The 22,632-nt window shown below is 54.5% G+C and carries 32 protein-coding genes; 30 read left to right on the plus strand and 2 right to left on the minus strand.

All coding sequences use genetic code 11. The features are described 5' to 3' along the window. The first annotated feature begins 4 nt into the window (after positions 1-4). Positions 5-1,501, plus strand: coding sequence for a nicotinate phosphoribosyltransferase (locus HF675_RS01460; RefSeq protein ID WP_187043949.1), 1,497 nt, complete (start codon positions 5-7; stop codon positions 1,499-1,501). 34 nt (positions 1,502-1,535) lie between these two features. On the opposite strand, the gene HF675_RS01465 is transcribed toward HF675_RS01460, so the two are convergent. Beyond that, complete coding sequence (locus tag HF675_RS01465) at positions 1,536-3,455, minus strand: ABC transporter ATP-binding protein (RefSeq protein WP_105232893.1); 1,920 nt, start codon at positions 3,453-3,455, stop codon at positions 1,536-1,538. A 184-nt stretch (positions 3,456-3,639) separates the two neighbouring features. Between HF675_RS01465 and kefG the strand changes: the two genes are divergently transcribed. The 4 genes from kefG to slyD all read left to right on the plus strand — a co-directional run bounded on the left by kefG (position 3,640) and on the right by slyD (position 6,928). Then, positions 3,640-4,191, plus strand: coding sequence for a glutathione-regulated potassium-efflux system ancillary protein KefG (gene kefG / locus HF675_RS01470; RefSeq protein WP_187043950.1), 552 nt, complete (start codon positions 3,640-3,642; stop codon positions 4,189-4,191). A gap of 2 nt (positions 4,192-4,193) precedes the next feature. Further along, positions 4,194-5,999 carry a glutathione-regulated potassium-efflux system protein KefB gene (gene kefB / locus HF675_RS01475; RefSeq protein ID WP_105232891.1) on the plus strand — a complete coding sequence of 602 codons (1,806 nt, stop codon included), beginning with the start codon at positions 4,194-4,196 and terminating at the stop codon, positions 5,997-5,999. Positions 6,000-6,014: 15 nt separating this feature from the next. Continuing rightward, positions 6,015-6,218, plus strand: a complete 204-nt coding sequence (locus HF675_RS01480) for a YheV family putative zinc ribbon protein (protein WP_105232890.1) — start codon at positions 6,015-6,017, stop codon at positions 6,216-6,218. A 125-nt stretch (positions 6,219-6,343) separates the two neighbouring features. Then, a complete protein-coding gene (slyD, locus tag HF675_RS01485) occupies positions 6,344-6,928 on the plus strand; it encodes a peptidylprolyl isomerase (RefSeq protein ID WP_160029634.1) in 585 nt (194 codons plus the stop codon). 64 nt (positions 6,929-6,992) lie between these two features. Here the strand turns inward: slyD and HF675_RS01490 are convergent, their stop codons facing one another. Beyond that, positions 6,993-7,220, minus strand: a complete 228-nt coding sequence (locus tag HF675_RS01490; RefSeq protein WP_015962158.1) for a SlyX family protein — start codon at positions 7,218-7,220, stop codon at positions 6,993-6,995. Positions 7,221-7,546: 326 nt separating this feature from the next. Here HF675_RS01490 and fkpA point away from each other — a divergent pair, with 326 nt between their 5' ends. The 25 genes from fkpA to rplE all read left to right on the plus strand — a co-directional run bounded on the left by fkpA (position 7,547) and on the right by rplE (position 22,622). Then, positions 7,547-8,368: an FKBP-type peptidyl-prolyl cis-trans isomerase gene (gene fkpA, locus HF675_RS01495; protein ID WP_015962157.1), complete on the plus strand. Its 822-nt coding sequence runs from the start codon at positions 7,547-7,549 to the stop codon at positions 8,366-8,368. Between the two features lie 313 nt (positions 8,369-8,681). Further along, positions 8,682-9,404, plus strand: a complete 723-nt coding sequence (locus HF675_RS01500) for a transcriptional regulator (protein ID WP_172606322.1) — start codon at positions 8,682-8,684, stop codon at positions 9,402-9,404. Continuing rightward, complete coding sequence (gene tusD, locus HF675_RS01505) at positions 9,404-9,793, plus strand: sulfurtransferase complex subunit TusD (protein WP_105232888.1); 390 nt, start codon at positions 9,404-9,406, stop codon at positions 9,791-9,793. The genes HF675_RS01500 and tusD overlap by 1 nt, the downstream gene beginning before the upstream one ends. Positions 9,794-9,796: 3 nt before the next feature. Further along, positions 9,797-10,162, plus strand: coding sequence for a sulfurtransferase complex subunit TusC (gene tusC / locus HF675_RS01510; protein WP_172606321.1), 366 nt, complete (start codon positions 9,797-9,799; stop codon positions 10,160-10,162). Between the two features lie 10 nt (positions 10,163-10,172). Then, positions 10,173-10,457, plus strand: a complete 285-nt coding sequence (gene tusB / locus HF675_RS01515; RefSeq protein ID WP_105232886.1) for a sulfurtransferase complex subunit TusB — start codon at positions 10,173-10,175, stop codon at positions 10,455-10,457. Positions 10,458-10,600: 143 nt separating this feature from the next. Then, positions 10,601-10,975, plus strand: a complete 375-nt coding sequence (gene rpsL / locus HF675_RS01520) for a 30S ribosomal protein S12 (RefSeq protein WP_004930426.1) — start codon at positions 10,601-10,603, stop codon at positions 10,973-10,975. Positions 10,976-11,071: 96 nt separating this feature from the next. Continuing rightward, positions 11,072-11,542: a 30S ribosomal protein S7 gene (gene rpsG, locus HF675_RS01525; protein ID WP_004956203.1), complete on the plus strand. Its 471-nt coding sequence runs from the start codon at positions 11,072-11,074 to the stop codon at positions 11,540-11,542. Between the two features lie 97 nt (positions 11,543-11,639). Then, positions 11,640-13,754, plus strand: coding sequence for an elongation factor G (fusA, locus tag HF675_RS01530; protein WP_105232885.1), 2,115 nt, complete (start codon positions 11,640-11,642; stop codon positions 13,752-13,754). A 71-nt stretch (positions 13,755-13,825) separates the two neighbouring features. Continuing rightward, on the plus strand, positions 13,826-15,010 hold the full coding sequence (gene tuf, locus HF675_RS01535; RefSeq protein ID WP_105229426.1) for an elongation factor Tu: 1,185 nt from the start codon (positions 13,826-13,828) through the stop codon (positions 15,008-15,010). Positions 15,011-15,141: 131 nt separating this feature from the next. Beyond that, positions 15,142-15,336, plus strand: a complete 195-nt coding sequence (gene bfd / locus HF675_RS01540) for a bacterioferritin-associated ferredoxin (protein ID WP_015962151.1) — start codon at positions 15,142-15,144, stop codon at positions 15,334-15,336. Between the two features lie 74 nt (positions 15,337-15,410). Further along, positions 15,411-15,890: a bacterioferritin gene (gene bfr, locus HF675_RS01545; protein WP_105232884.1), complete on the plus strand. Its 480-nt coding sequence runs from the start codon at positions 15,411-15,413 to the stop codon at positions 15,888-15,890. 355 nt (positions 15,891-16,245) lie between these two features. Then, on the plus strand, positions 16,246-16,557 hold the full coding sequence (gene rpsJ / locus HF675_RS01550; protein ID WP_001181005.1) for a 30S ribosomal protein S10: 312 nt from the start codon (positions 16,246-16,248) through the stop codon (positions 16,555-16,557). Positions 16,558-16,589: 32 nt separating this feature from the next. Beyond that, positions 16,590-17,219: a 50S ribosomal protein L3 gene (gene rplC, locus HF675_RS01555; RefSeq protein WP_015962149.1), complete on the plus strand. Its 630-nt coding sequence runs from the start codon at positions 16,590-16,592 to the stop codon at positions 17,217-17,219. Positions 17,220-17,229: 10 nt separating this feature from the next. Then, positions 17,230-17,835: a 50S ribosomal protein L4 gene (gene rplD, locus HF675_RS01560; protein ID WP_004956192.1), complete on the plus strand. Its 606-nt coding sequence runs from the start codon at positions 17,230-17,232 to the stop codon at positions 17,833-17,835. Continuing rightward, positions 17,832-18,134, plus strand: coding sequence for a 50S ribosomal protein L23 (gene rplW / locus HF675_RS01565; protein WP_015962148.1), 303 nt, complete (start codon positions 17,832-17,834; stop codon positions 18,132-18,134). The genes rplD and rplW overlap by 4 nt, the downstream gene beginning before the upstream one ends. Positions 18,135-18,152: 18 nt before the next feature. Then, on the plus strand, positions 18,153-18,977 hold the full coding sequence (gene rplB, locus HF675_RS01570) for a 50S ribosomal protein L2 (protein WP_015962147.1): 825 nt from the start codon (positions 18,153-18,155) through the stop codon (positions 18,975-18,977). A 14-nt stretch (positions 18,978-18,991) separates the two neighbouring features. After that, positions 18,992-19,270: a 30S ribosomal protein S19 gene (rpsS, locus tag HF675_RS01575; RefSeq protein ID WP_004929772.1), complete on the plus strand. Its 279-nt coding sequence runs from the start codon at positions 18,992-18,994 to the stop codon at positions 19,268-19,270. A gap of 14 nt (positions 19,271-19,284) precedes the next feature. After that, complete coding sequence (gene rplV, locus HF675_RS01580; protein ID WP_002223844.1) at positions 19,285-19,617, plus strand: 50S ribosomal protein L22; 333 nt, start codon at positions 19,285-19,287, stop codon at positions 19,615-19,617. Between the two features lie 17 nt (positions 19,618-19,634). Then, positions 19,635-20,333 carry a 30S ribosomal protein S3 gene (rpsC, locus tag HF675_RS01585; RefSeq protein ID WP_004956187.1) on the plus strand — a complete coding sequence of 233 codons (699 nt, stop codon included), beginning with the start codon at positions 19,635-19,637 and terminating at the stop codon, positions 20,331-20,333. Between the two features lie 12 nt (positions 20,334-20,345). Further along, complete coding sequence (rplP, locus tag HF675_RS01590) at positions 20,346-20,756, plus strand: 50S ribosomal protein L16 (protein ID WP_002438716.1); 411 nt, start codon at positions 20,346-20,348, stop codon at positions 20,754-20,756. Then, positions 20,756-20,947: a 50S ribosomal protein L29 gene (gene rpmC, locus HF675_RS01595; RefSeq protein ID WP_015962144.1), complete on the plus strand. Its 192-nt coding sequence runs from the start codon at positions 20,756-20,758 to the stop codon at positions 20,945-20,947. Before rplP ends, rpmC begins: the two co-directional genes overlap by 1 nt. Next, the gene (gene rpsQ, locus HF675_RS01600) at positions 20,947-21,201 is read left to right on the plus strand and encodes a 30S ribosomal protein S17 (RefSeq protein ID WP_015962143.1); all 255 of its coding nucleotides are present in this window, start codon (positions 20,947-20,949) and stop codon (positions 21,199-21,201) included. The genes rpmC and rpsQ overlap by 1 nt, the downstream gene beginning before the upstream one ends. A 170-nt stretch (positions 21,202-21,371) precedes the next feature. After that, complete coding sequence (gene rplN, locus HF675_RS01605; protein WP_000613954.1) at positions 21,372-21,743, plus strand: 50S ribosomal protein L14; 372 nt, start codon at positions 21,372-21,374, stop codon at positions 21,741-21,743. A 10-nt stretch (positions 21,744-21,753) separates the two neighbouring features. Continuing rightward, positions 21,754-22,068: a 50S ribosomal protein L24 gene (gene rplX, locus HF675_RS01610; protein WP_015962142.1), complete on the plus strand. Its 315-nt coding sequence runs from the start codon at positions 21,754-21,756 to the stop codon at positions 22,066-22,068. Positions 22,069-22,082: 14 nt separating this feature from the next. Further along, positions 22,083-22,622 carry a 50S ribosomal protein L5 gene (gene rplE / locus HF675_RS01615; protein WP_105232883.1) on the plus strand — a complete coding sequence of 180 codons (540 nt, stop codon included), beginning with the start codon at positions 22,083-22,085 and terminating at the stop codon, positions 22,620-22,622. The last annotated feature ends 10 nt before the right edge of the window (positions 22,623-22,632 follow it).

Raw genomic sequence — 22,632 nt, forward strand, 5'->3', positions numbered from 1 at the left:
CATCATGCTGACTAACCCTATTCTGGCGATTGACGGGTATAAAGTCTCCCACCGTGAGCAGTACCCGCAGGGGACGACGCGGGTCTATTCCAACTTTACGCCGCGCAGCGATCGCTTCTTCAGTTCGCCGCTGCCTGACGGGCAACTGGTATTCTTTGGCCTGCAGGGATTCCTGCAGTGGTTTATGGTGGATTTGTTCAACCAGCAGTTTTTCGCCCAGCCGGAAGAGCAGGTGATCGGGGAATATAAAGCGCTGATGGACAGTTACATCGGCCAGGATCGGGTGTCCGTCGAGCATATCCGTGCGCTGCATCGGTTGGGCTATCTGCCGCTGCATATCAAAGGGCTAGATGAAGGCAGCAAGGTCAATATGAAGGTGCCGGTGCTGACCATCACCAACACGCGGGATGAGTTCTTCTGGCTGGTGAACTACCTGGAGACGGTCATTTCCGCAGAGCTGTGGAAGTCCTCCACCAACGCCACCATCGCCCATCACTACCGCAAAATTTGCCAGATGTGGGCGGCGCGCACCTGTGACGATACGGCGCACCTGGATTTCCAGTGCCACGACTTCTCATTCCGCGGTATGTCGGGCATGCATGATGTGGCGCAGGCCGGCGCCGGCCATCTGCTCAGTTTTAAAGGCACCGATAATATCCCGTCCATTCTGTACGCGCAGCGCTACTATCCGACCGCTGCCGACTACTTTGTGGCCGGTAGCATCCCGGCGACCGAGCACAGCGTGATGTGCATGGGGGAGCAGGATGCGGAAATTGAAACCTTCCGCCGCCTGATTGAAGAACTGTACCCGCAAGGGCTGGTGTCCATCGTGTCGGATACCTGGGATTACTGGCGGGTGCTGACCGAATTCACCCGCGAGCTGAAAGCAAAAATCATGGCGCGCGACGGCCGGGTGGTGTTTCGTCCGGACAGCGGCGACCCGGTCGCCATCCTGTGCGGCAGCGGTGCGGATGACGATCGCCGCCCGACGCGCAGCGCGGAAGAAAAAGGCTCGGTGGAAGTGCTGTGGGAGATTTTTGGCGGTACGGTAAACAGTAAGGGTTACAAGGTGCTGGATCCTCACGTCGGGCTGATTTACGGCGACTCCATTACGCTGGATCGCGCGCAAGAAATTCTGCGTCGTCTGGAGGCGAAAGGGTTCGCCAGTTCCAACGTGGTGTTTGGCGTGGGTTCTTTTACCTATCAATACCATACCCGCGACACCTTCGGCTTTGCGATGAAGGCGACCTATGGCGAGGTGCAGGGCGTCGGTCGGCCGATTTTCAAGCAGCCGAAAACCGACGGCGGTTTGAAGCAGTCGGCGCGCGGCCTGCTGCGGGTGATCAGGGATGAGCATGGCGACTACCAACTGCGGGATAACCAAAGCTGGCAGCAGGAGCAGCAGGGGGAACTGAAAACCCGTTTCCTGGACGGTAAGCTGTTCCACCAGGAGTCGTTGGAGCAGATCCGCCAGCGGCTGAGTGCGACGCTGGCGGAGTGATATCACGGCGCTCCCCGCCCGGGCGGGGCAGCGCTTAACTTTCGGTGTCGAACGCCTGGGTCAGCTGCTCCAGCTGTTCCTGCGCCTCCAGCCAGGTCATCTCCGTCTCTTCCAACGCGGATTTGGCCTGGCTTTGCCGTTGCAGGCAGTCGGTCAGTTCGGCCTTGCGGCTGATGTCATACAGCGCGGAATCCGCCAGTTGTTCTTCCACCTGCGCCAGCTCGGCGCCCAGCGTTTCCATCAGCTGTTCCAGTTTGGCGATCTGCTTGCGCAGCGGCTGGGTTTGCGTGCGGAATTCGGCGGCGCGGCGCTTCTGATCCTTACGCGCCTGCGCGCTGTTGCCGCTGTCCTGCTTCGGTGCGGCGTCCTGCTGCGCCTGCTGTTTTTGCAGGTCGCTGAGCCACTGCTGGTAATCCTCCAGATCGCCGGCGAACGGTTCAACCTGGCCGTCGTGCACCAGATACAGATCGTCGGTGGTTGAGCGCAGCAGGTGACGGTCGTGCGATACCACCACCAATGCGCCTTCGAAGTCGATCAGCGCTTCGGTCAGCGCCTGGCGCATATCCAGATCCAGGTGGTTGGTCGGTTCATCGAGCAGCAGCAGGTTAGGGCGCTGCCAGACAATCAGCGCCAGTACCAGGCGGGCTTTCTCCCCGCCGGAGAAGCGGCCGGTTGCCTCGCTCACCTTGTCGCCCTGGAAGCCGAAGCCGCCGAGGTAGTCGCGCAGCTGCTGTTCCAGTACGCGTGGCGCAATGCGGCTCAGGTGCTGCAGCGGCGACTCGTCGGCACGCAGAAACTCCAGCTGATGCTGGGCGAAGTAGCCCAGCTTGATGCCTTTCGCCAGGCCGATTTCGCCGCTGAGCGGCGCCAGTTCGTCGGCCAGCAGTTTAATCAGGGTGGATTTCCCGGCGCCGTTGCGCCCCAGCAGGCCGATGCGCGAACCGGGCACCAGATTGAGTTTGATCGACTGCAGGATCACCTTATCGCCATAGCCGGCGCTGACTTTTTCCATCCGCAGCAGCGGGTTGGGCAGGCTTTCCGGCTGGCGGAAGCTGAAGCTGAACGGGTTGTCGACGTGCGCCGGCGCGATCAGCTCCATGCGTTCGAGCATCTTGATACGGCTCTGCGCCTGCTTGGCTTTGGTGGCCTTGGCGCGGAACCGTTCGATATAGCTCTGCAGATGCGCCACCTTTTCCTGCTGCGTCTGGTACAGCGACTGCTGCTGCGCCAGCTTGGTGGCGCGCTGACGTTCGAACGAGGAGTAGTTGCCGGTGTATTCGTTGATGGTCTGCTGTTCGATGTGCAGGATTTTATCGACGATCGGATCGAGGAAGTCACGGTCGTGAGAAATCAGCACCAGCGTGCCGGGGTAGCTTTTCAGCCAGCGCTCCAGCCAGATGACCGCGTCCAGATCCAGGTGGTTGGTTGGTTCATCGAGCAGCAGCAGGTCGGAACGGCACAGCAGCGCCTGCGCCAGGTTGAGGCGCATGCGCCAGCCGCCGGAGAAAGCGCGCACCGGGCTTTGCAGTTGCTCGTTGGAAAAGCCGAGGCCGTGCAGCAGGCTGGCGGCGCGGGCGCGGATGGTCCAGGCGTCGATGGCGTCCAGCTTGCCGTGCAGCGTGGCGATGGCGTTGCCGTCGTTACGCTCGTTGGCCAGCTGCAAGTCTGCTTCCAACTGGCGGAATTCGCGGTCGCCGTCGATCACATACTCCAGCGCCGGCGTATCCAGCGCCGGCGTTTCCTGGTTCACCCAGGCCAGCGCCCAACTGCCGGGGAAAGTGTAGCTGCCGCCGTCGGCGGAGAGTTCGCCCTTCAGCAGCGACAACAGGGTGGACTTGCCGCAGCCGTTTTTGCCCACCAGGCCCACTTTCTGCCCGGGGTTAACCGTTGCCGTCGCGTTGTCCAGCAAGACGCGGGTGCCGCGTCGGATTTGTAACGATGAGAATACAATCATAAAGCGCCGTTCTCTGTGTAGTCCCTTTACTTCGAATGATTGCCGCGTCGATGCGACTCGAATAATGTAGGAGATATGTTAAATTATCATCAGGGTAACAGACCGCAGCGAGCGTGCTGTTTTAAACTATGCGCAGCATGGTAACGGAAAACCGTTGCTCTGACGACGCTATTGGAGGGGAACGATGTTGCAGCCGGCCAAGGTTTTGCTGCTGTATGCCCATCCGGAATCTCATGACTCGGTGGCAAACCGGGTTTTGCTCAGGCCGGCGCAGCAGATGGATAACGTCACCGTACATGATTTGTACGCGCACTACCCCGACTTCTTTATTGATATTCATCATGAGCAGCAGCTGCTGCGTGAACACCAGATCATTGTTTTCCAACACCCTTTATACACCTACAGTTGCCCGGCGTTGCTGAAGGAGTGGCTGGATCGGGTGCTGTCGCGCGGTTTCGCCAGCGGCGTGGGAGGCAACGCGCTGGCGGGTAAGTACTGGCGCTCGGTGATCACCACCGGTGAACCGGAAGGGGCGTATCGTCTGGGCGGCTACAACCGTTACCCGATCGAAGATATTTTACGTCCCTTCGAGCTGACCGCTGCGATGTGTCATATGCACTGGCTGACGCCGATCGTCGTTTACTGGGCGCGCCGGCAAAAGCCGGAGGTGCTGGCCAGCCATGCTGCCGCCTACGGTGAGTGGCTGCGTAACCCTTTGCCGCAACGGAGGCTCTGATCATGGAAGGTTCCGCATTACTGACTGCCGGGCTGCTGTTTCTGTTCGCCGCGGTGGTAACGGTGCCGATCGCCCGCCGTCTGGGGATTGGCGCGGTGCTGGGCTATCTGATTGCCGGTATCGCCATCGGCCCCTGGGGGCTGGGCTTTATCCGCGACGTCGACGAGATTCTGCACTTCTCTGAGCTGGGCGTGGTATTCCTGATGTTTATCATCGGTCTGGAACTGAACCCGTCCAAACTGTGGGCGCTGCGGCGCTCGATTTTCGGCGTGGGCGCCGGCCAGGTGGCGATCAGCGCCGCCATTTTGGGAGCGCTGCTGTACTTCAGCCACTTCGCCTGGCAGGCGGCGGTGATCGGCGGCATCGGCCTGGCGATGTCTTCAACGGCGATGGCGCTGCAGCTGATGCGTGAAAAGGGCATGAATCGCCATGAAGGCGGCCAGCTGGGGTTTTCGGTGCTGCTGTTCCAGGATATGGCGGTGATCCCGGCGCTGGCGCTGATCCCTATTCTGGCAGGCGGCAGCGGCAGCGACGACTGGGCCAGAATCGCTATCAAGGTGGCGGCGTTCGGCGGGATGCTGCTGGGCGGTCGTTACCTGCTGCGGCCGCTGTTCCGCTATATTGCGGCCTCCGGCGTGCGGGAAATCTTTACCGCCGCCGCCCTGCTGGTGGTGTTGGGGGCGGCGCTGTTCATGGATGCGCTGGGGCTGTCGATGGCGCTCGGCACCTTTATCGCCGGCGTGCTGCTGGCGGAAAGTGAATATCGCCATGAGCTGGAGATCGCCATCGAGCCGTTTAAAGGGCTGCTGCTGGGGCTGTTCTTTATTTCCGTCGGCATGGCGTTGAATATCGGCGTACTCTATACCCATCTGGTTGAGGTGATTGTCGGCGTGCTGCTGCTGGTGGCGGTGAAATACGGCGTGCTGTACGCGCTGGCGCGCATCTTTGGCCTGCGCCGTTCGGTGCGGCTGCAATTTTCCGGCGTGCTGAGCCAGGGCGGCGAATTTGCGTTCGTGCTGTTTTCGGCGGCGGCGACGCAAAAGGTGCTGCAGAGCGACCAGCTGGCGCTGCTGCTGGTAATCGTCACGCTGTCGATGATGACTACGCCGCTGCTGATGCAGGCTATCGACCGCATTTTGGCCCGCCGCTATAACGCCCGTGACGACGTTGAGGAGACGCCGTACGTCGAAGATGATGAACCGCAGGTGATTATCGCCGGATTCGGACGCTTTGGGCAGGTAATCGGCCGCTTGCTGATGGCCAATAAAATGCGGATTACCGTGCTGGAGCGTGATGTCAGCGCCGTTAGCATGCTGCGCCGCTATGGCTACAAAGTGTATTTCGGTGACGCCACCGAGCTGGAGCTGCTGCGCGCCGCCGGCGCGGAGAAGGCGAAATCGATCGTCATCGCCTGCAGCGATCCGGAAGATACCTTGGCGATTGTGCACCTTTGCCAGCAGCACTTTCCTAACCTGTCGATACTGGCACGCGCCCGTGGCCGCGTGGAGGCGCATGAGCTGCTGCAGGCCGGCGTGCAGTATTTCAGCCGCGAGACCTTCTCCAGCGCCCTGGAACTGGGGCGAAAAACGCTGATGACGCTGGGGATGCACCCGCATCAGGCGTTTCGCGCCCAGCAGCACTTCCGCCGGCTGGATATGCGTATGCTGCGCGAATTGATGCCGCCGCATCAGGGGGATGTGACGCAGATTTCCCGCATGAAAGAGGCGCGGCGCGAGCTGGAAGAGCTGTTCCACCGCGAGATGCAAAAAGAGAGCCGCCAGTTTGACGGCTGGGATGAATATGAATAAGTGGGAGCAATAAGCATGTCTGTAACACGTAAGCGTTTTATCGCCGGTGCGGTTTGCCCGAGCTGTAATGCGATGGATACGCTGGCCGTCTGGCGCGAAGATCAGGTTGAGGTGGTGGAGTGCGTGAAGTGCGGCCATCATCAGCGTCAGACGGAACAACAGGTGGAAAAACACGTGCGTCCGCAGGAGCAGGTGATCGGTATTTTCCATCCGGAATAGCGTTGTTTGCCGCGATTTTTTATGCTGGAGGGTACAGCGGAGTAGATTTCCGTTACAATCTACCCGTTAGAGTTGCTGTCGGCCCAGGCTGGCGCAGCTGAAAGTATCCAACGGTAGGAGATATCATGAAAGTAGCAAAAGACTCGGTAGTCAGCCTGGCTTACCAAGTACGTACAGAAGACGGTGTTTTGGTTGATGAGTCTCCGGTGAGTGCACCGCTGGACTATCTGCACGGGCATGGTTCTCTGATTGCAGGTCTGGAAAAAGCGCTCGAAGGCCATGCGGTGGGCGATCGTTTCGACGTTCACGTTGGCGCTAACGAAGCCTACGGCAACTATGATGAAAACCTGGTGCAGCGCGTACCAAAAGACGTTTTCATGGGCGTTGACGAACTGCAGGTTGGCATGCGTTTCCTGGCTGATACCGATCAGGGCCCGGTTCCGGTTGAAATTACCGAAGTGGACGGCGACCACGTGGTGGTTGACGGCAACCACATGCTGGCGGGCCAGAACCTGAACTTCAACGTTGAAGTGGTGGCTATCCGTGAAGCAACGCCGGAAGAACTGGCTCACGGCCACGTTCACGGTGAGCACGATCATCACCACGAGCACGGCGACGGCTGCTGCGGCGGTCACGACCACGACCATGGTCACGATCACGCTGAAGAGAAAAAAGGCGGCTGTGGCAACGGCGGTTGCGGCTGCCACTAAGCGCAGCACGCTGCAGGAAAAGGTCGCTTCGGCGGCCTTTTTTTATGCTCCTGCGGCGCAGCGGTTAATAGTGGGGAGGCGGCGTTTCTTCCGATTGCGAGGCGATCATGGAAGGCTGCGCGGCGCGCAGTTTATCGGTGAGCAGATGCAGGTGCTCACGCATTTTCAGCAGCTCCAACTGCTGTTGAACAACCGTCTGGTTCAATTCTTCGATGGTGACTTCCTGAAAAGCCTGACGGCTTTCCAACTCTTCCAGCCGTTGTAACAGGCTTTCATTGCCGGCGTTGTGCATGGCGTGACCTCTGACACTGTTAAATCTTGATTGCTGGCGTTATGGTAACAGCTGCAGCGCGTTTTGCGCTGTGCTATTTACCTGAGGCGGGGGGTAAAAGCGTACATGGCGGGGCGGCTTTATGCCATGGCGCCGCAGCGGGTCAAGAAAAGTCTGATTTATCATGCGGGTAAAAATGAGAGGAAACTTCTCTTTGAATACGAAGTCACACTTTGACTCGATTGGTTACCTGTGCGACTGTCTTGTTTTCTTGCAGCCCGCTATAGTAGCCCGGTTATCTTACTTAATGATTGTTTGGGGCACCGCTTCAGACACTGGAGAAATGGATGAAATCTTTGTTTAAAGTCACGCTTCTGGCAACCACCATGGCTTTTGCTTTGAATGCGACTCAGGCTATGGCCGCCGATGCGGCAAAACCTGCTGATGCCGCCGCGGCGCCAAGCACCGGCAAATTCAAGAACGATGACGAACAAGCGGCTTACGCGCTGGGCGCGTCCCTGGGCCGTTACATGGACAACTCTCTCAAAGAGCAAGAGAAACTGGGTATCAAACTGGATAAAGACCAGCTGATCGCCGGCGTTCAGGACGCTTTCGCCAACAAGAGCAAGCTGAATGACGCAGATATTGAGAAAACCCTGCAGGGCTTTGAAGCGCGCGTGAAGTCTTCCGCTCAGGCGAAGATGGAGCAGGACGCGAAAGAAAACGAAGAGAAAGGCGCGAAATACCGTGACACCTTCGCCAAAGAAAAAGGCGTGAAGAAAACGGAATCCGGCCTGCTGTATCAGGTAGAGAAACCAGGTACCGGCAATGCGCCAAAAGACAGCGACACCGTGGTGGTGAACTACAAGGGCACCCTGATCGACGGTAAAGAGTTTGATAACTCTTACACCCGCGGCGAGCCGCTGTCGTTCCGTCTGGACGGCGTTATCCCTGGCTGGACCGAAGGTCTGAAGCACATCAAGAAGGGCGGTAAAATCAAGCTGGTTATCCCACCGGCGCTGGCTTACGGTAAAACCGGCGTTCCTGGCATCCCGGCTAACTCCACCCTGGTGTTCGACGTTGAGCTGCTGGACGTGAAAGCCACGCCGAAAGCTGACGCCAAAGCAGAAAAACCTGCCGCTGCGGACGCTAAAGCGAAAGCTAAATAAGCGAATCCTGTGCGCCACCGCCGCGATGATGTCGCGGCGGTTTTCGTTTACTTCCCCGCCATCCTTGCCAATCTTGCCACAACTTTATCTTCCTCCTCGGCCTGATCACTTGACGCCTGCCGGGCATGAGCTTAACGTCAATACCACGCGAAAATGAAAGGGTTTGGTTTCGGTCGTGCCGACCGGGATCGGATTCAGACAATTATGTCATGCGTCTGCCCCTTAGGGCGTGTATCTAAAACTGTTTTCGATCAATACGAGCTGTTTTAGCTGCGCCCCCTGGCACAGACGATTTATGAGGGTGGTATCTTCGATGTCTAATTCGCTTTTATCCAGCGAAGCCGGCGAGCTTGATTTGCTCAATGAGCGTCCGTTTAACCAGACGGATTATGAAATCCTGAAATCTTATGAGGCGGTGGTCGATGGTCTGGCGATGCTGATCGGCTCGCACTGCGAGATCGTGCTGCACTCGCTGGAAGATTTGAAATGCTCTGCGGTGCGTATCGCCAACGGTGAGCATACCGGCCGGCAGATTGGTTCGCCGATTACTGATTTGGCGCTGCGTATGCTGCACGATATGGCCGGCGACGACAGCAGCGTGTCCAAGGCCTATTTCACCCGCGCCAAAAGCGGCGTGCTGATGAAATCCGTCACCATCGCCATTCGCAATCGCGAGCAGCGCGTGATCGGCCTGCTGTGCATCAATATGAACCTTGACGTGCCGTTCTCTCAGGTGATGCAAAGCTTTATGCCGCCGGAAACCCAGGAAATCGCCTCGTCGGTGAACTTCGCCTCGTCGGTGGACGATCTGGTGGCGCAGACGCTGGAGTTCACCATTGAAGAGGTGAACGCCGACCGCAACGTGTCAAACAACGTCAAAAACCGGCAGGTGGTATTGAACCTGTACGAGAAGGGGATTTTTGATATCAAGGACGCCATCAACCAGGTGGCTGACCGGCTGAATATCTCCAAACACACCGTGTATTTGTATATCCGCCAGTTTAAAAGCGGCGACCTGCTGGGTAATGAACGGTGATGCTGAATTACTGCCTGTTAGTCACCGGGCCGGCCTACGGTACGCAACAGGCCAGCAGCGCCTATCAGTTCGCGCTGGCGCTGATTGAGGCCGGACACCGGCTGAACAGCGTGTTTTTCTACCGCGAAGGGGTGCTGAATGCCAACCGGCTGACGTCGCCGGCCAGTGATGAGTTCGATCTGGTGCGCGCCTGGGCCGAGCTGGCGCAGCAGCATAACGTCGTGCTGAACGTCTGCGTGGCGGCGGCGTTGCGCCGTGGCGTTACCGACGAACATGAGGCGCGTGAGCAGGGGCTGGCGGCGGCGAATCTGCAGCCTGGCTTTACGCTCAGCGGGCTGGGCGCGCTGGCGGAAGCCGCGCTTGGCTGCGACCGCATGGTACAGTTTTAAGAGATGACGATGAAACGAGTGGCCTTTGTTTTTACCCAGGCACCGCACGGTAGCGCCTCCGGGCGGGAAGGGCTTGATGCCTTGCTCGCCACGTCGGCGCTGAGCGAAGATCTGGGCGTGTTTTTTATCGGAGACGGCGTGCTGCAGCTGCTGCCGGGCCAGCAGCCGGAAACGGTGCTGGGGCGCAACTACATCGCAACGTTCGGCGTTTTGCCGTTGTATGACGTTGAGCAATGTTATCTGTGTGAGGCGTCGCTGCAGGCGCGCGGTCTGGCACAGGTGGAAAATTGGGTGCTGGAGGCCGAAGTGCTGGCGCCTGAAGCCCTGCGACAAAAACTGGCCGCCTTCGACGTGGTGATGACTTTTTAGGAATGTCCCGATGCTGTTTACCCTGAGCCGTTCCCCTGCGCAGTGCGATCTGCCGACGCTGCTGCGTCAGGCGTCGCCCGGCGATGCGCTGCTGCTGCTGCAGGACGGCGTGCTGGCCGCGCTGGCCGGCGCTCACCTTGATTTACTGCTTGCCGCCCCCATCTCTCTTTATGCGCTGCGCAATGACCTGGAGGCGCGGGGGCTGGGTGGTCATATTTCACACAAAGTCACCGTCATTGACTATAATCACTTCGTTGAATTAACCACAATGCATCGCAGCCAAATGGCGTGGTAATGACGACGATGCTGTATATTTCTTGACACCTCTTCGGGTCGGCAATAAAATTCTGCGTCCTCGTACTTTGCCAATAGTGCATACGAGGGGATTTATCACATGTTTACGAAGCTAGTACGAAGCAAAAACCAGGAGCTTTTTTAATGGCAACAATTAACCAGCTGGTTCGCAAACCACGCTCTGTGAAGGCTGCTAAAAGCAACGTTCCAGCGCTGGAAGCCTGCCCGCAAAAACGTGGCGTATGTACCCGCGTATATACCACCACACCTAAAAAACCAAACTCCGCACTGCGTAAAGTATGCCGTGTGCGTTTGACCAACGGTTTCGAAGTGACTTCCTACATCGGTGGTGAAGGTCACAACCTGCAGGAGCACTCCGTGATCCTGATCCGTGGCGGTCGTGTTAAAGACTTGCCAGGTGTGCGTTACCACACCGTTCGCGGCGCACTTGACTGCTCCGGTGTTAAAGACCGTAAGCAAGCTCGTTCCAAGTACGGCGTGAAGAAGCCAAAGGCTTAATGGTTCTCCGTTAAGTAAGGCCAAACGTTTTAACTTTAATGTCAAAATAAACTCGTAGAGTTTTGGACAATCCTGAATTAACAACGGAGTATTTCCATGCCACGTCGTCGCGTAATCGGCCAACGTAAAATTCTGCCAGATCCTAAGTTCGGATCTGAGCTGCTGGCCAAATTTGTAAATATCCTGATGGTAGACGGTAAAAAATCTACCGCAGAAGCAATCGTCTATACCGCGCTGGAGACCCTGGCTCAGCGTTCTGGTAAAGATCACCTGGAAGCTTTTGAAGTAGCTCTGGACAACGTTCGCCCGACTGTCGAAGTTAAGTCGCGCCGCGTTGGTGGTTCTACTTACCAAGTACCAGTTGAAGTTCGTCCGGTTCGTCGCAATGCTCTGGCAATGCGCTGGATCGTTGATGCTGCTCGTAAACGCGGTGATAAATCCATGGCTCTGCGCCTGGCGAATGAACTGTCTGACGCAGCAGAGAACAAAGGTTCTGCTGTTAAGAAGCGTGAAGACGTTCACCGCATGGCCGAAGCCAACAAGGCGTTCGCGCACTACCGCTGGTAATCACCACGCTGTAGTTATGCTAACCAAGCGGGCGCTTCAAGAGGCTCACCCGCTTGGGTTAACTGAACTTGAACGCCTAAGGCAATAGAGGAATCAAATGGCTCGTACAACACCTATTGCACGCTACCGCAACATCGGTATCAGTGCACACATCGACGCCGGTAAAACCACCACTACCGAACGTATCCTGTTCTACACCGGTGTAAACCATAAACTCGGTGAAGTTCATGACGGCGCTGCCACCATGGACTGGATGGAACAGGAGCAGGAGCGTGGTATTACCATCACTTCTGCAGCGACCACTGCTTTCTGGTCTGGTATGGCCAAGCAGTACGAACCGCACCGCGTAAACATCATCGATACCCCAGGGCACGTTGACTTCACCATCGAAGTAGAACGTTCCATGCGTGTGTTGGATGGCGCAGTGATGGTTTACTGTGCTGTTGGTGGTGTTCAGCCACAGTCTGAAACCGTATGGCGTCAGGCTAACAAATATAAAGTTCCACGTATCGCGTTCGTTAACAAAATGGACCGTATGGGTGCGAACTTCCTGAAAGTTGTTGACCAGATCAAAACTCGTCTGGGCGCAACTCCAGTTCCACTGCAGCTGGCTATCGGTGCTGAAGAAGCATTCACCGGCGTTGTTGACCTGGTGAAAATGAAAGCCATCAACTGGAGCGACGCTGACGCGGGCGTAACCTTCGAATACGAAGATATCCCTGCCGATATGGTCGAACTGGCTAACGAATGGCACCAGAACCTGATCGAATCCGCAGCTGAAGCATCTGAAGAGCTGATGGAAAAATACCTGGGCGGCGACGAGCTGACCGAGGAAGAGATCAAGTCTGCACTGCGTCAGCGCGTGCTGAACAACGAAATCATCCTGGTAACCTGTGGTTCTGCATTTAAGAACAAAGGTGTTCAGGCGATGCTGGATGCGGTGGTCGATTACCTGCCGTCTCCAATCGATGTTCCTGCGATCAACGGTATGCTGGACGACGGTAAAGATACCCCGGCTGAGCGTCACGCTGATGACAACGAGCCGTTTGCTGCTCTGGCGTTCAAAATCGCTACCGACCCGTTCGTGGGTAACCTGACATTCTTCCGCGTTTACTCCGGTGTGGTTAACTCCGGCGATACCGTGCTGAACTCCGTGAAAGCTGCACGTGAGCGTTTCGGCCGTATCGTACAGATGCACTCCAACAAACGTGAAGAGATCAAAGAAGTTCGCGCGGGCGACATCGCCGCGGCTATCGGTCTGAAAGACGTAACTACTGGTGATACCCTGTGTGATCCAGATGCGCCGATCATTCTGGAGCGTATGGAATTCCCTGAGCCGGTAATCTCCATCGCCGTTGAACCGAAAACCAAGTCTGACCAGGAAAAAATGGGTCTGGCTCTGGGCCGTCTGGCTAAAGAAGACCCGTCATTCCGCGTATGGACTGATGAAGAATCTAACCAGACCATCATCGCTGGTATGGGCGAGCTGCACCTCGACATCATCGTTGACCGTATGAAGCGTGAGTTCAACGTTGAAGCGAACGTCGGTAAACCACAGGTTGCTTATCGTGAAGCGATTCGCGCCAAAGTTACCGATATCGAAGGTAAGCACGCCAAGCAGTCTGGTGGTCGTGGTCAGTACGGTCACGTTGTGTTCGACATGTACCCGCTGGAGCCGGGCTCTAACCCGAAAGGTTACGAGTTCATCAACGACATCAAAGGTGGTGTAATTCCGACCGAATACATCCCTGCCGTTGATAAAGGCATCCAGGAGCAGCTGAAAGCTGGTCCGCTGGCTGGTTACCCAGTAGTAGATCTCGGCGTGCGTCTGCACTTCGGTTCTTACCACGACGTTGACTCCTCTGAACTGGCGTTTAAACTGGCCGCTTCCATTGCCTTTAAAGATGGCTTTAAGAAAGCAAGCCCAGTTCTGCTTGAGCCTATCATGAAGGTTGAAGTGGAAACGCCTGAAGAGAACACTGGTGACGTCATCGGTGACCTGAGCCGTCGTCGTGGTATGCTGCGCGGTCAGGAATCTGAAGCAACTGGCGTTAAGATCCACGCTGAAGTACCGCTGTCCGAAATGTTCGGATATGCAACTCAGCTGCGTTCTCTGACCAAAGGTCGTGCATCATACAGCATGGAATTCCTGAAGTATGATGATGCGCCGAACAACGTTGCTCAGGCCGTTATTGAAGCCCGTGGTAAATAAGCCTTAGGGTTAAAACCAAAGTCCCGTGCTCTCTCCTGATGGGGGAGAGCGCTATAGTAAGGAATATAGCCGTGTCTAAAGAAAAATTTGAACGTACAAAACCGCACGTTAACGTTGGTACTATCGGCCACGTTGACCACGGTAAAACTACCCTGACTGCTGCAATCACTACCGTACTGTCTAAAACCTACGGCGGTGCTGCTCGCGCTTTCGACCAGATCGATAACGCGCCAGAAGAAAAAGCTCGTGGTATCACCATCAACACTTCTCACGTTGAGTATGACACCCCGACTCGTCACTACGCGCACGTTGACTGCCCAGGGCACGCCGACTACGTGAAAAACATGATCACCGGTGCAGCGCAGATGGACGGCGCAATCCTGGTAGTAGCAGCGACTGACGGCCCAATGCCTCAGACCCGTGAGCACATCCTGCTGGGTCGCCAGGTAGGCGTACCTTACATCATCGTATTCATGAACAAATGCGACATGGTAGATGATGAAGAGCTGCTGGAACTGGTAGAGATGGAAGTTCGCGAACTGCTGTCTGCTTACGATTTCCCTGGCGACGACCTGCCGGTAATCCGTGGTTCCGCGCTGAAAGCGCTGGAAGGCGAAGCCGAGTGGGAAGCGAAGATTGTTGAGCTGGCAGAAGCGCTGGACAGCTACATCCCAGAGCCAGAGCGTGCTGTAGACAAGCCGTTCCTGCTGCCAATCGAAGACGTCTTCTCCATCTCCGGTCGTGGTACCGTTGTTACCGGTCGTGTAGAGCGCGGTATCATCAAAGTCGGTGAAGAAGTTGAAATCGTTGGTATCAAAGACACCGTTAAGTCTACCTGTACTGGCGTAGAAATGTTCCGCAAACTGCTGGACGAAGGCCGTGCTGGTGAGAACGTAGGTGTTCTGCTGCGTGGTATCAAGCGTGAAGAAATCGAACGTGGTCAGGTACTGGCGAAGCCAGGTTCAATCAAGCCGCACACCCAGTTCGAATCTGAAGTGTACATTCTGTCCAAAGACGAAGGCGGCCGTCATACTCCGTTCTTCAAAGGCTACCGTCCACAGTTCTACTTCCGTACAACTGACGTGACCGGTACCATCGAACTGCCAGAAGGCGTAGAGATGGTAATGCCAGGCGACAACGTGAACATGGTAGTAACCCTGATTCACCCAATCGCGATGGACGACGGTCTGCGTTTCGCAATCCGTGAAGGCGGCCGTACCGTAGGCGCGGGTGTTGTTGCTAAAGTTATCGCTTAATCGCTGATAATTTATCAACACAATAAAGAGGGCACTTCGGTGCCCTTTTTTTATACAATTTGTGCAAATCTTAATTGAAATAAAAAGCATTCTTATTTAGACTTACTCAAAGGTTAAGAAGTGAGTCTCCTATGTACGTATGTCTGTGTAATGCCGTGACTGACAAAGCGATTCGTAAAGCGGTACGTCAGCACAACCCCCATACCATGAAGCAGCTGCGAGACCTTGTGCCGATTGGTAGTGATTGCGGGAAATGCATTCGTCAGGCACGCCAGATTATGGTGGAGGAACGCGCAGCCATTATTCATATGCATGAAGTTGCCTAACAGAAGGTAAGGTCATTTTTTGACTCTTGACGCACAGGTTCTACACTTTTAGAACTGGTCAGGAGGAATACCTTATGAAAGGCGATAAAAAGATCATTGCGCATCTCAATAAACTGCTCGGCAACGAGTTGGTTGCCATCAATCAATACTTCCTACACGCCCGCATGTTCAAGAATTGGGGTTTAATGCGCCTCAATGACAAGGAATATCACGAGTCCATCGATGAAATGAAGCACGCCGATCGCTATATCGAGCGTATTCTGTTTCTGGAAGGCATCCCGAATTTACAAGATCTCGGCAAGCTCAATATCGGCGAAGATATTGAGGAGATGCTGCGATCGGACTTGGCCTTGGAACTGGATGGCGCCAAGAATTTGCGTGAGGGTATCGCTTACGCCGACTCCATCCATGACTACGTCAGTCGCGATCTGATGATCGAGATTTTGGCGGATGAAGAAGAACATATCGACTGGCTGGAAACCGAGCTGGACCTTATCCAGCGTCTGGGCATTCAGAATTACGCGCAGGCTCAGGTGCTGGAGCGTAAAGACTGACGTGATTCACCGCTTCTTACTGAACCGCCGGCAGCCTGGTTGCCGGCAGGGCAGGGGAGTCCTCGCCACGTTGTTTCCGCTTATATCAATCCCTGCCTCATGATATGAAAGCGCCGATATTCTGCGCATATTTTCATCTGCGTCTTGCTTTAGCGCCCATTTTGCGTATAATGCGCGGGCTTACCTAATCTTGGTAGCCTGATTTTAGCGAATCAGTCGATCGGCAGCCTTTTGTGCCTTTCGAACAATACTCCCGATATGGGAGTTATATGTTGACGATTACACTCCCCCATCAATCGAAATGGGTGTGAGGAGTAATTATTTACGTTTATAAAATAATTGGAGCTCTGGTCTCATGCAGAACCAAAGAATCCGTATCCGCCTGAAAGCGTTTGATCATCGTCTGATCGATCAATCAACCGCGGAAATCGTCGAGACTGCTAAGCGCACTGGTGCGCAAGTCCGTGGTCCGATCCCGCTGCCGACCCGCAAAGAGCGTTTTACCGTTCTGATCTCTCCGCACGTCAACAAAGATGCGCGCGATCAGTACGAAATCCGTACTCACAAGCGTCTGGTTGACATCGTTGAGCCAACCGAGAAAACCGTTGATGCTCTGATGCGTCTGGATCTGGCTGCCGGTGTAGACGTGCAGATCAGCCTGGGTTAATCAGGTCATTGAGCGATTGAGAGGTTGAAACAATGATTGGTTTAGTCGGTAAAAAAGTGGGCATGACTCGCATCTTCACTGAAGAAGGCGTTTCCATCCCAGTAACCGTAATCGAAATTGAAGCGAACCGCGTAACTCAGGTTAAGAGCCTGGATAACGACGGATACAGTGCCATTCAGGTCACCACCGGTAGCAAAAAAGCGAACCGTGTGACCAAGCCTGAAGCTGGCCATTTCGCTAAAGCTGGCGTTGAAGCTGGCCGTGGTCTGTGGGAATTCCGCCTGGAAGAAGGTCAGGAATACACTGCAGGTCAGGAAATTAGCGTAGAAATCTTCGCTGATGTTAAAAAAGTTGACGTAACCGGTACTTCTAAAGGTAAAGGTTTTGCTGGCACTGTTAAGCGCTGGAACTTCCGTACCCAAGACGCTACCCACGGCAACTCCTTGTCTCACCGCGTTCCGGGTTCTATCGGTCAGAACCAGACTCCGGGCAAAGTGTTCAAAGGCAAGAAAATGGCAGGCCACCTGGGTGACGAACGCGTAACCGTTCAGAGCCTGGACGTAGTACGTGTTGACGCTGAGCGCAACCTGCTGCTGGTAAAAGGTGCTGTTCCGGGTGCAACCGGTGGCAACCTGATCGTTAAACCAGCTGTGAAGGCGTAAGGGGATAGCAATGGAATTAGTATTGAAAGACGCGCAAAGCGCGCTGACTGTTTCCGAAACTACCTTCGGTCGTGATTTCAACGAAGCGCTGGTACACCAGGTTGTTGTTGCTTATGCAGCAGGTGCCCGTCAAGGTACCCGTGCTCAGAAGACCCGTGCTGAAGTGACCGGTTCCGGTAAGAAACCGTGGCGCCAGAAAGGTACTGGCCGTGCGCGTTCAGGTTCTGTTAAGAGCCCGATCTGGCGTTCCGGTGGTGTGACCTTCGCTGCGAAGCCACAAGACCACAGTCAGAAAGTTAACAAAAAGATGTACCGCGGCGCGCTGAAAAGCATCCTGTCCGAACTGGTACGTCAAGATCGTCTGATCGTTGTCGAAAAGTTCTCTGTTGAAGCGCCTAAAACTAAGCTGCTGGCACAGAAACTGAAAGATATGGCCCTGGAAGACGTGCTGATTGTAACCGGCGAAGTCGATGAAAATCTGTTCCTGGCTGCTCGTAACCTGTACAAGGTTGACGTGCGCGATGTAGCAGGTATCGATCCAGTTAGCCTGATCGCCTTCGACAAAGTGGTTATGACTGCTGATGCTGTGAAGCAAGTTGAGGAGATGCTGGCATGATCCGTGAAGAACGTTTGCTGAAAGTGCTGCGTGCACCGCACGTATCTGAGAAAGCATCTGCAGCGATGGAAAAATCAAACACCATCGTACTCAAAGTTGCCAAAGACGCGACCAAAGCAGAAATCAAAGCTGCAGTGCAGAAACTGTTTGAAGTCGAAGTCAAAGACGTGAGCACCCTGGTAGTTAAAGGGAAAGTGAAGCGTCACGGTCAGCGTATCGGTCGTCGTAGCGACTGGAAAAAAGCTTACGTCACCCTGAAAGAAGGCCAGAATCTGGACTTCATCAGCGGCGCAGAGTAAGTCGGAGGAGTAAGAACAATGGCAATTGTTAAATGTAAACCTACATCTCCGGGTCGTCGCCACGTTGTTAAAGTGGTTAACCCTGAGCTGCACAAGGGTAAACCTTATGCCCCGCTGCTGGAAAAACTGAGCAAAAGCGGTGGTCGTAACAACAATGGCCGTATCACCACCCGTCATATCGGTGGTGGCCACAAGCAACACTATCGTCTGGTTGACTTCAAACGCAACAAAGACGGCGTGTCTGCAGTGGTTGAGCGTCTGGAGTACGATCCGAACCGTTCCGCGAACATCGCGCTGGTTCTGTACAAAGACGGCGAACGCCGTTACATCCTGGCGCCGAAAGGCCTGAAAGCTGGTGACCAGATCCAATCTGGTGTTGATGCTGCGATCAAAGTGGGCAACGCCCTGCCAATGCGCAACATCCCAGTTGGTTCAACGGTTCACAACGTAGAAATGAAACCAGGTAAAGGCGGCCAGATGGCGCGTTCTGCCGGTGCCTACGTTCAGATCGTTGCTCGTGATGGTTCCTACGTAACTCTGCGTCTGCGCTCTGGCGAAATGCGTAAAGTTCCTGCAGATTGCCGCGCCACCCTGGGTGAAGTCGGTAACTCAGAACACATGCTGCGCGTCCTGGGTAAAGCAGGTGCTGCACGTTGGCGTGGTGTTCGTCCTACCGTTCGCGGTACGGCGATGAACCCGGTAGATCACCCGCACGGTGGTGGTGAAGGTCGTAACTTTGGTAAGCACCCGGTTTCTCCGTGGGGCGTTCAGACCAAAGGTAAGAAGACCCGTAGCAACAAGCGTACTGATAAGTTCATCGTACGTCGCCGTAGCAAAAAATAATTAGAGGATAAGCCATGCCACGTTCTCTCAAGAAAGGTCCTTTTATTGACCTGCACTTGCTGAAGAAGGTAGAGAAAGCGGTGGAAAGCGGTGACAAGAAGCCTTTGCGCACTTGGTCCCGTCGTTCAACGATCTTTCCTAACATGATCGGTTTGACCATCGCTGTCCATAATGGTCGTCAGCACGTACCAGTATTCGTTTCCGATGAAATGGTCGGTCACAAACTGGGTGAATTCGCGCCGACTCGTACTTATCGCGGCCATGCGGCTGATAAAAAAGCTAAAAAGCGCTAAGGTAGGAGGAAGAGATGGAAACTATCGCTAAACATCGCCACGCTCGTTCTTCTGCTCAGAAGGTTCGCCTTGTTGCTGACCTGATCCGCGGTAAGAAAGTGTCGCAAGCTCTGGAAACTTTGACCTACACCAACAAGAAAGCTGCTGGTCTGGTTAAAAAAGTACTGGAGTCTGCCATTGCTAACGCAGAACACAACGATGGCGCTGACATCGATGATCTGAAAGTTACGAAAATCTTCGTAGATGAAGGCCCAAGCATGAAGCGCATTATGCCGCGTGCGAAAGGTCGTGCAGATCGCATCCTGAAGCGCACCAGCCACATTACTGTGGTTGTGTCCGATCGCTGAGACTCTGGAGACTAGCAATGGGTCAGAAAGTACATCCTAATGGTATTCGCCTGGGTATTGTCAAACCTTGGAACTCTACCTGGTATGCGAATACCAAAGAATTCGCTGACAACCTGGACAGCGACTTTAAAGTTCGCCAATTCCTGACTAAGGAACTGGCTAAAGCGTCCGTATCTCGTATCGTTATCGAGCGTCCGGCTAAAAGCATTCGTGTAACCATTCACACTGCTCGCCCGGGTATCGTTATCGGTAAGAAAGGTGAAGACGTAGAAAAACTGCGCAAGGTCGTAGCGGACATCGCTGGCGTTCCTGCACAGATCAACATCGCCGAAGTCCGTAAACCGGAACTGGACGCTAAATTGGTTGCTGACAGCATCACTTCTCAGCTGGAACGTCGCGTGATGTTCCGTCGTGCTATGAAGCGTGCTGTACAGAACGCAATGCGTCTGGGCGCTAAAGGCATCAAAGTTGAAGTAAGCGGCCGTCTTGGCGGTGCTGAAATCGCACGTACCGAATGGTACCGCGAAGGTCGTGTTCCATTGCACACTCTGCGTGCGGACATCGACTACAACACGTCCGAAGCGCACACCACTTACGGTGTAATTGGCGTTAAGGTATGGATCTTCAAAGGTGAGATCCTGGGTGGTATGGCTGCAGTTGAACAACCGGAACCGGCTGCTCAACCTAAAAAGCAGCAGCGTAAAGGCCGCAAGTAAGGAGAGTCGCTGATGTTACAACCAAAGCGTACAAAATTCCGTAAGGTGCACAAGGGCCGCAACCGTGGTCTGGCGCAAGGTACGGATGTTAGCTTCGGCACTTTCGGTCTGAAAGCTGTTGGCCGTGGCCGTCTGACTGCTCGTCAAATCGAAGCAGCACGTCGTGCAATGACTCGTGCAGTTAAGCGTCAAGGTAAAATCTGGATCCGTGTATTCCCGGACAAACCAATTACCGAGAAGCCGCTGGAAGTCCGTATGGGTAAAGGTAAGGGTAACGTAGAGTACTGGGTTGCTCTGATCCAACCTGGTAAAGTCCTGTACGAAATGGACGGTGTGCCTGAAGAGCTGGCCCGTGAGGCATTCAAGCTGGCAGCAGCGAAACTGCCGATCAAAACCACCTTTGTAACCAAGACGGTGATGTAATGAAAGCACAAGAGCTGCGTGAAAAAAGCGTTGAAGAGCTGAACACTGAGCTGCTCAACCTGCTGCGTGAGCAATTCAACTTGCGCATGCAAGCGGCGAGTGGCCAGCTGCAACAAACTCACCTGTTGAAACAAGTGCGTCGTGATGTCGCACGCGTTAAGACTTTACTGACTGAGAAGGCGGGTGCGTAATGACCGATAAAATCCGTACTCTGCAGGGTCGTGTTGTTAGCGATAAAATGGAGAAATCCATCGTTGTTGCTATCGAACGTTTCGTGAAGCACCCAATCTACGGGAAATTCATCAAGCGTACGACTAAATTGCACGTACATGACGAGAACAACGAATGTGGCGCTGGCGACGTGGTAGAAATCCGCGAATGCCGCCCACTGTCTAAGACTAAGTCCTGGACGTTGGTTCGCGTTGTAGAGAAAGCGATTCTGTAATAGAGTAGCTGGCTCTCACTTGATAAACGGCTCAGAAAATGAGCCGTTTATTTTTTCTACCCATCCTAAGGAAGCGGTGTTATAATGCTGCGCCCTCAGTTATGGGGCTTTTCAACGACCTAAATTTCTTAGGTCTTTAAAGTAGTAGTTGACATTAGCGGAGCACTAAAATGATCCAAGAACAGACTATGCTGAACGTCGCCGATAACTCCGGTGCTCGTCGCGTAATGTGTATCAAGGTTCTAGGTGGCTCGCACCGTCGCTACGCAGGCGTCGGCGATATCATCAAGATTACCATCAAGGAAGCAATTCCACGTGGTAAGGTGAAGAAAGGCGATGTGCTGAAGGCGGTAGTGGTGCGCACCAAGAAGGGTGTACGTCGCCCGGACGGTTCTGTCATTCGCTTCGATGGAAATGCATGCGTTATTTTGAACAATAACAGCGAGCAACCTATCGGTACGCGTATTTTTGGGCCGGTAACTCGTGAACTGCGTAATGAGAAGTTCATGAAAATTATCTCTCTGGCACCAGAAGTACTCTAAGGAGCGAACCATGGCAGCGAAAATCCGTCGTGATGACGAAGTTATCGTGCTTACCGGGAAAGACAAAGGTAAACGCGGTAAAGTAAAAAATGTCCTGTCTGCTGGTAAGGTCATTGTTGAAGGTATCAACCTGGTTAAGAAACACCAGAAGCCGGTTCCGGCTCTGAACCAACCAGGCGGCATCGTTGAAAAAGAAGCTGCAATTCAGGTTTCTAACGTTGCTATCTTCAACGCGGCAACCGGTAAGGCTGACCGTGTAGGCTTTAGATTCGAAGACGGCAAAAAAGTCCGTTTCTTCAAGTCTAACAGCGAAACTATCAAGTAATTTGGAGTAATACGATGGCGAAACTGCATGATTACTACAAAGACGAGGTAGTTAAACAACTGATGTCTCAGTTTAACTACAATTCTGTCATGCAAGTCCCTCGGGTCGAGAAGATCACCCTGAACATGGGTGTTGGTGAAGCGATCGCTGACAAGAAACTGCTGGACAACGCAGCAGCTGACCTGACAGCAATCTCCGGCCAAAAGCCGTTGATCACCAAAGCTCGCAAATCTGTTGCAGGCTTCAAAATCCGTCAGGGCTATCCAATCGGCTGCAAAGTAACTCTGCGTGGCGAACGCATGTGGGAGTTCTTTGAGCGTCTGATTTCCATTGCTGTTCCACGTATCCGTGACTTCCGTGGCCTGTCCGCCAAGTCATTCGATGGCCGTGGCAACTACAGCATGGGTGTGCGTGAGCAAATCATCTTCCCAGAGATCGACTACGATAAAGTCGATCGCGTACGTGGTCTGGATATTACCATCACCACGACTGCGAACTCTGATGATGAAGGCCGCGCACTGTTGGCTGCTTTTAACTTCCCGTTCCGCAAGTAAGGCAGGGTTG

The sequence above is a fragment of the Serratia sp. JUb9 genome (genome assembly GCF_014298095.1).
Lineage (GTDB): Bacteria > Pseudomonadota > Gammaproteobacteria > Enterobacterales > Enterobacteriaceae > Serratia_B > Serratia_B rhizosphaerae.

What these genes read in the sequence shown, in the direction of transcription:
- HF675_RS01500 (WP_172606322.1), top strand. Translation starts at nt 8,682, where the DNA reads ATGTCTAATTCGCTTTTATCCAGCGAAGCCGGCGAGCTTGATTTGCTC.
- rpsG (WP_004956203.1), top strand. Translation starts at nt 11,072, where the DNA reads ATGCCACGTCGTCGCGTAATCGGCCAACGTAAAATTCTGCCAGATCCT.
- rpsJ (WP_001181005.1), top strand. Translation starts at nt 16,246, where the DNA reads ATGCAGAACCAAAGAATCCGTATCCGCCTGAAAGCGTTTGATCATCGT.
- rplX (WP_015962142.1), top strand. Translation starts at nt 21,754, where the DNA reads ATGGCAGCGAAAATCCGTCGTGATGACGAAGTTATCGTGCTTACCGGG.
- HF675_RS01465 (WP_105232893.1), bottom strand. Translation starts at nt 3,455, where the DNA reads ATGATTGTATTCTCATCGTTACAAATCCGACGCGGCACCCGCGTCTTG.
- tusC (WP_172606321.1), top strand. Translation starts at nt 9,797, where the DNA reads ATGACGATGAAACGAGTGGCCTTTGTTTTTACCCAGGCACCGCACGGT.
- kefG (WP_187043950.1), top strand. Translation starts at nt 3,640, where the DNA reads ATGTTGCAGCCGGCCAAGGTTTTGCTGCTGTATGCCCATCCGGAATCT.
- rplW (WP_015962148.1), top strand. Translation starts at nt 17,832, where the DNA reads ATGATCCGTGAAGAACGTTTGCTGAAAGTGCTGCGTGCACCGCACGTA.
- bfd (WP_015962151.1), top strand. Translation starts at nt 15,142, where the DNA reads ATGTACGTATGTCTGTGTAATGCCGTGACTGACAAAGCGATTCGTAAA.
- fusA (WP_105232885.1), top strand. Translation starts at nt 11,640, where the DNA reads ATGGCTCGTACAACACCTATTGCACGCTACCGCAACATCGGTATCAGT.
- rplD (WP_004956192.1), top strand. Translation starts at nt 17,230, where the DNA reads ATGGAATTAGTATTGAAAGACGCGCAAAGCGCGCTGACTGTTTCCGAA.
- rplV (WP_002223844.1), top strand. Translation starts at nt 19,285, where the DNA reads ATGGAAACTATCGCTAAACATCGCCACGCTCGTTCTTCTGCTCAGAAG.
- tusB (WP_105232886.1), top strand. Translation starts at nt 10,173, where the DNA reads ATGCTGTTTACCCTGAGCCGTTCCCCTGCGCAGTGCGATCTGCCGACG.
- kefB (WP_105232891.1), top strand. Translation starts at nt 4,194, where the DNA reads ATGGAAGGTTCCGCATTACTGACTGCCGGGCTGCTGTTTCTGTTCGCC.
- rpsC (WP_004956187.1), top strand. Translation starts at nt 19,635, where the DNA reads ATGGGTCAGAAAGTACATCCTAATGGTATTCGCCTGGGTATTGTCAAA.
- HF675_RS01460 (WP_187043949.1), top strand. Translation starts at nt 5, where the DNA reads ATGCTGACTAACCCTATTCTGGCGATTGACGGGTATAAAGTCTCCCAC.
- rplP (WP_002438716.1), top strand. Translation starts at nt 20,346, where the DNA reads ATGTTACAACCAAAGCGTACAAAATTCCGTAAGGTGCACAAGGGCCGC.
- HF675_RS01480 (WP_105232890.1), top strand. Translation starts at nt 6,015, where the DNA reads ATGTCTGTAACACGTAAGCGTTTTATCGCCGGTGCGGTTTGCCCGAGC.
- rpsS (WP_004929772.1), top strand. Translation starts at nt 18,992, where the DNA reads ATGCCACGTTCTCTCAAGAAAGGTCCTTTTATTGACCTGCACTTGCTG.
- rplN (WP_000613954.1), top strand. Translation starts at nt 21,372, where the DNA reads ATGATCCAAGAACAGACTATGCTGAACGTCGCCGATAACTCCGGTGCT.
- rpsQ (WP_015962143.1), top strand. Translation starts at nt 20,947, where the DNA reads ATGACCGATAAAATCCGTACTCTGCAGGGTCGTGTTGTTAGCGATAAA.
- rpmC (WP_015962144.1), top strand. Translation starts at nt 20,756, where the DNA reads ATGAAAGCACAAGAGCTGCGTGAAAAAAGCGTTGAAGAGCTGAACACT.
- HF675_RS01490 (WP_015962158.1), bottom strand. Translation starts at nt 7,220, where the DNA reads ATGCACAACGCCGGCAATGAAAGCCTGTTACAACGGCTGGAAGAGTTG.
- fkpA (WP_015962157.1), top strand. Translation starts at nt 7,547, where the DNA reads ATGAAATCTTTGTTTAAAGTCACGCTTCTGGCAACCACCATGGCTTTT.
- rpsL (WP_004930426.1), top strand. Translation starts at nt 10,601, where the DNA reads ATGGCAACAATTAACCAGCTGGTTCGCAAACCACGCTCTGTGAAGGCT.
- slyD (WP_160029634.1), top strand. Translation starts at nt 6,344, where the DNA reads ATGAAAGTAGCAAAAGACTCGGTAGTCAGCCTGGCTTACCAAGTACGT.
- rplB (WP_015962147.1), top strand. Translation starts at nt 18,153, where the DNA reads ATGGCAATTGTTAAATGTAAACCTACATCTCCGGGTCGTCGCCACGTT.
- rplE (WP_105232883.1), top strand. Translation starts at nt 22,083, where the DNA reads ATGGCGAAACTGCATGATTACTACAAAGACGAGGTAGTTAAACAACTG.
- tusD (WP_105232888.1), top strand. Translation starts at nt 9,404, where the DNA reads ATGCTGAATTACTGCCTGTTAGTCACCGGGCCGGCCTACGGTACGCAA.
- rplC (WP_015962149.1), top strand. Translation starts at nt 16,590, where the DNA reads ATGATTGGTTTAGTCGGTAAAAAAGTGGGCATGACTCGCATCTTCACT.
- bfr (WP_105232884.1), top strand. Translation starts at nt 15,411, where the DNA reads ATGAAAGGCGATAAAAAGATCATTGCGCATCTCAATAAACTGCTCGGC.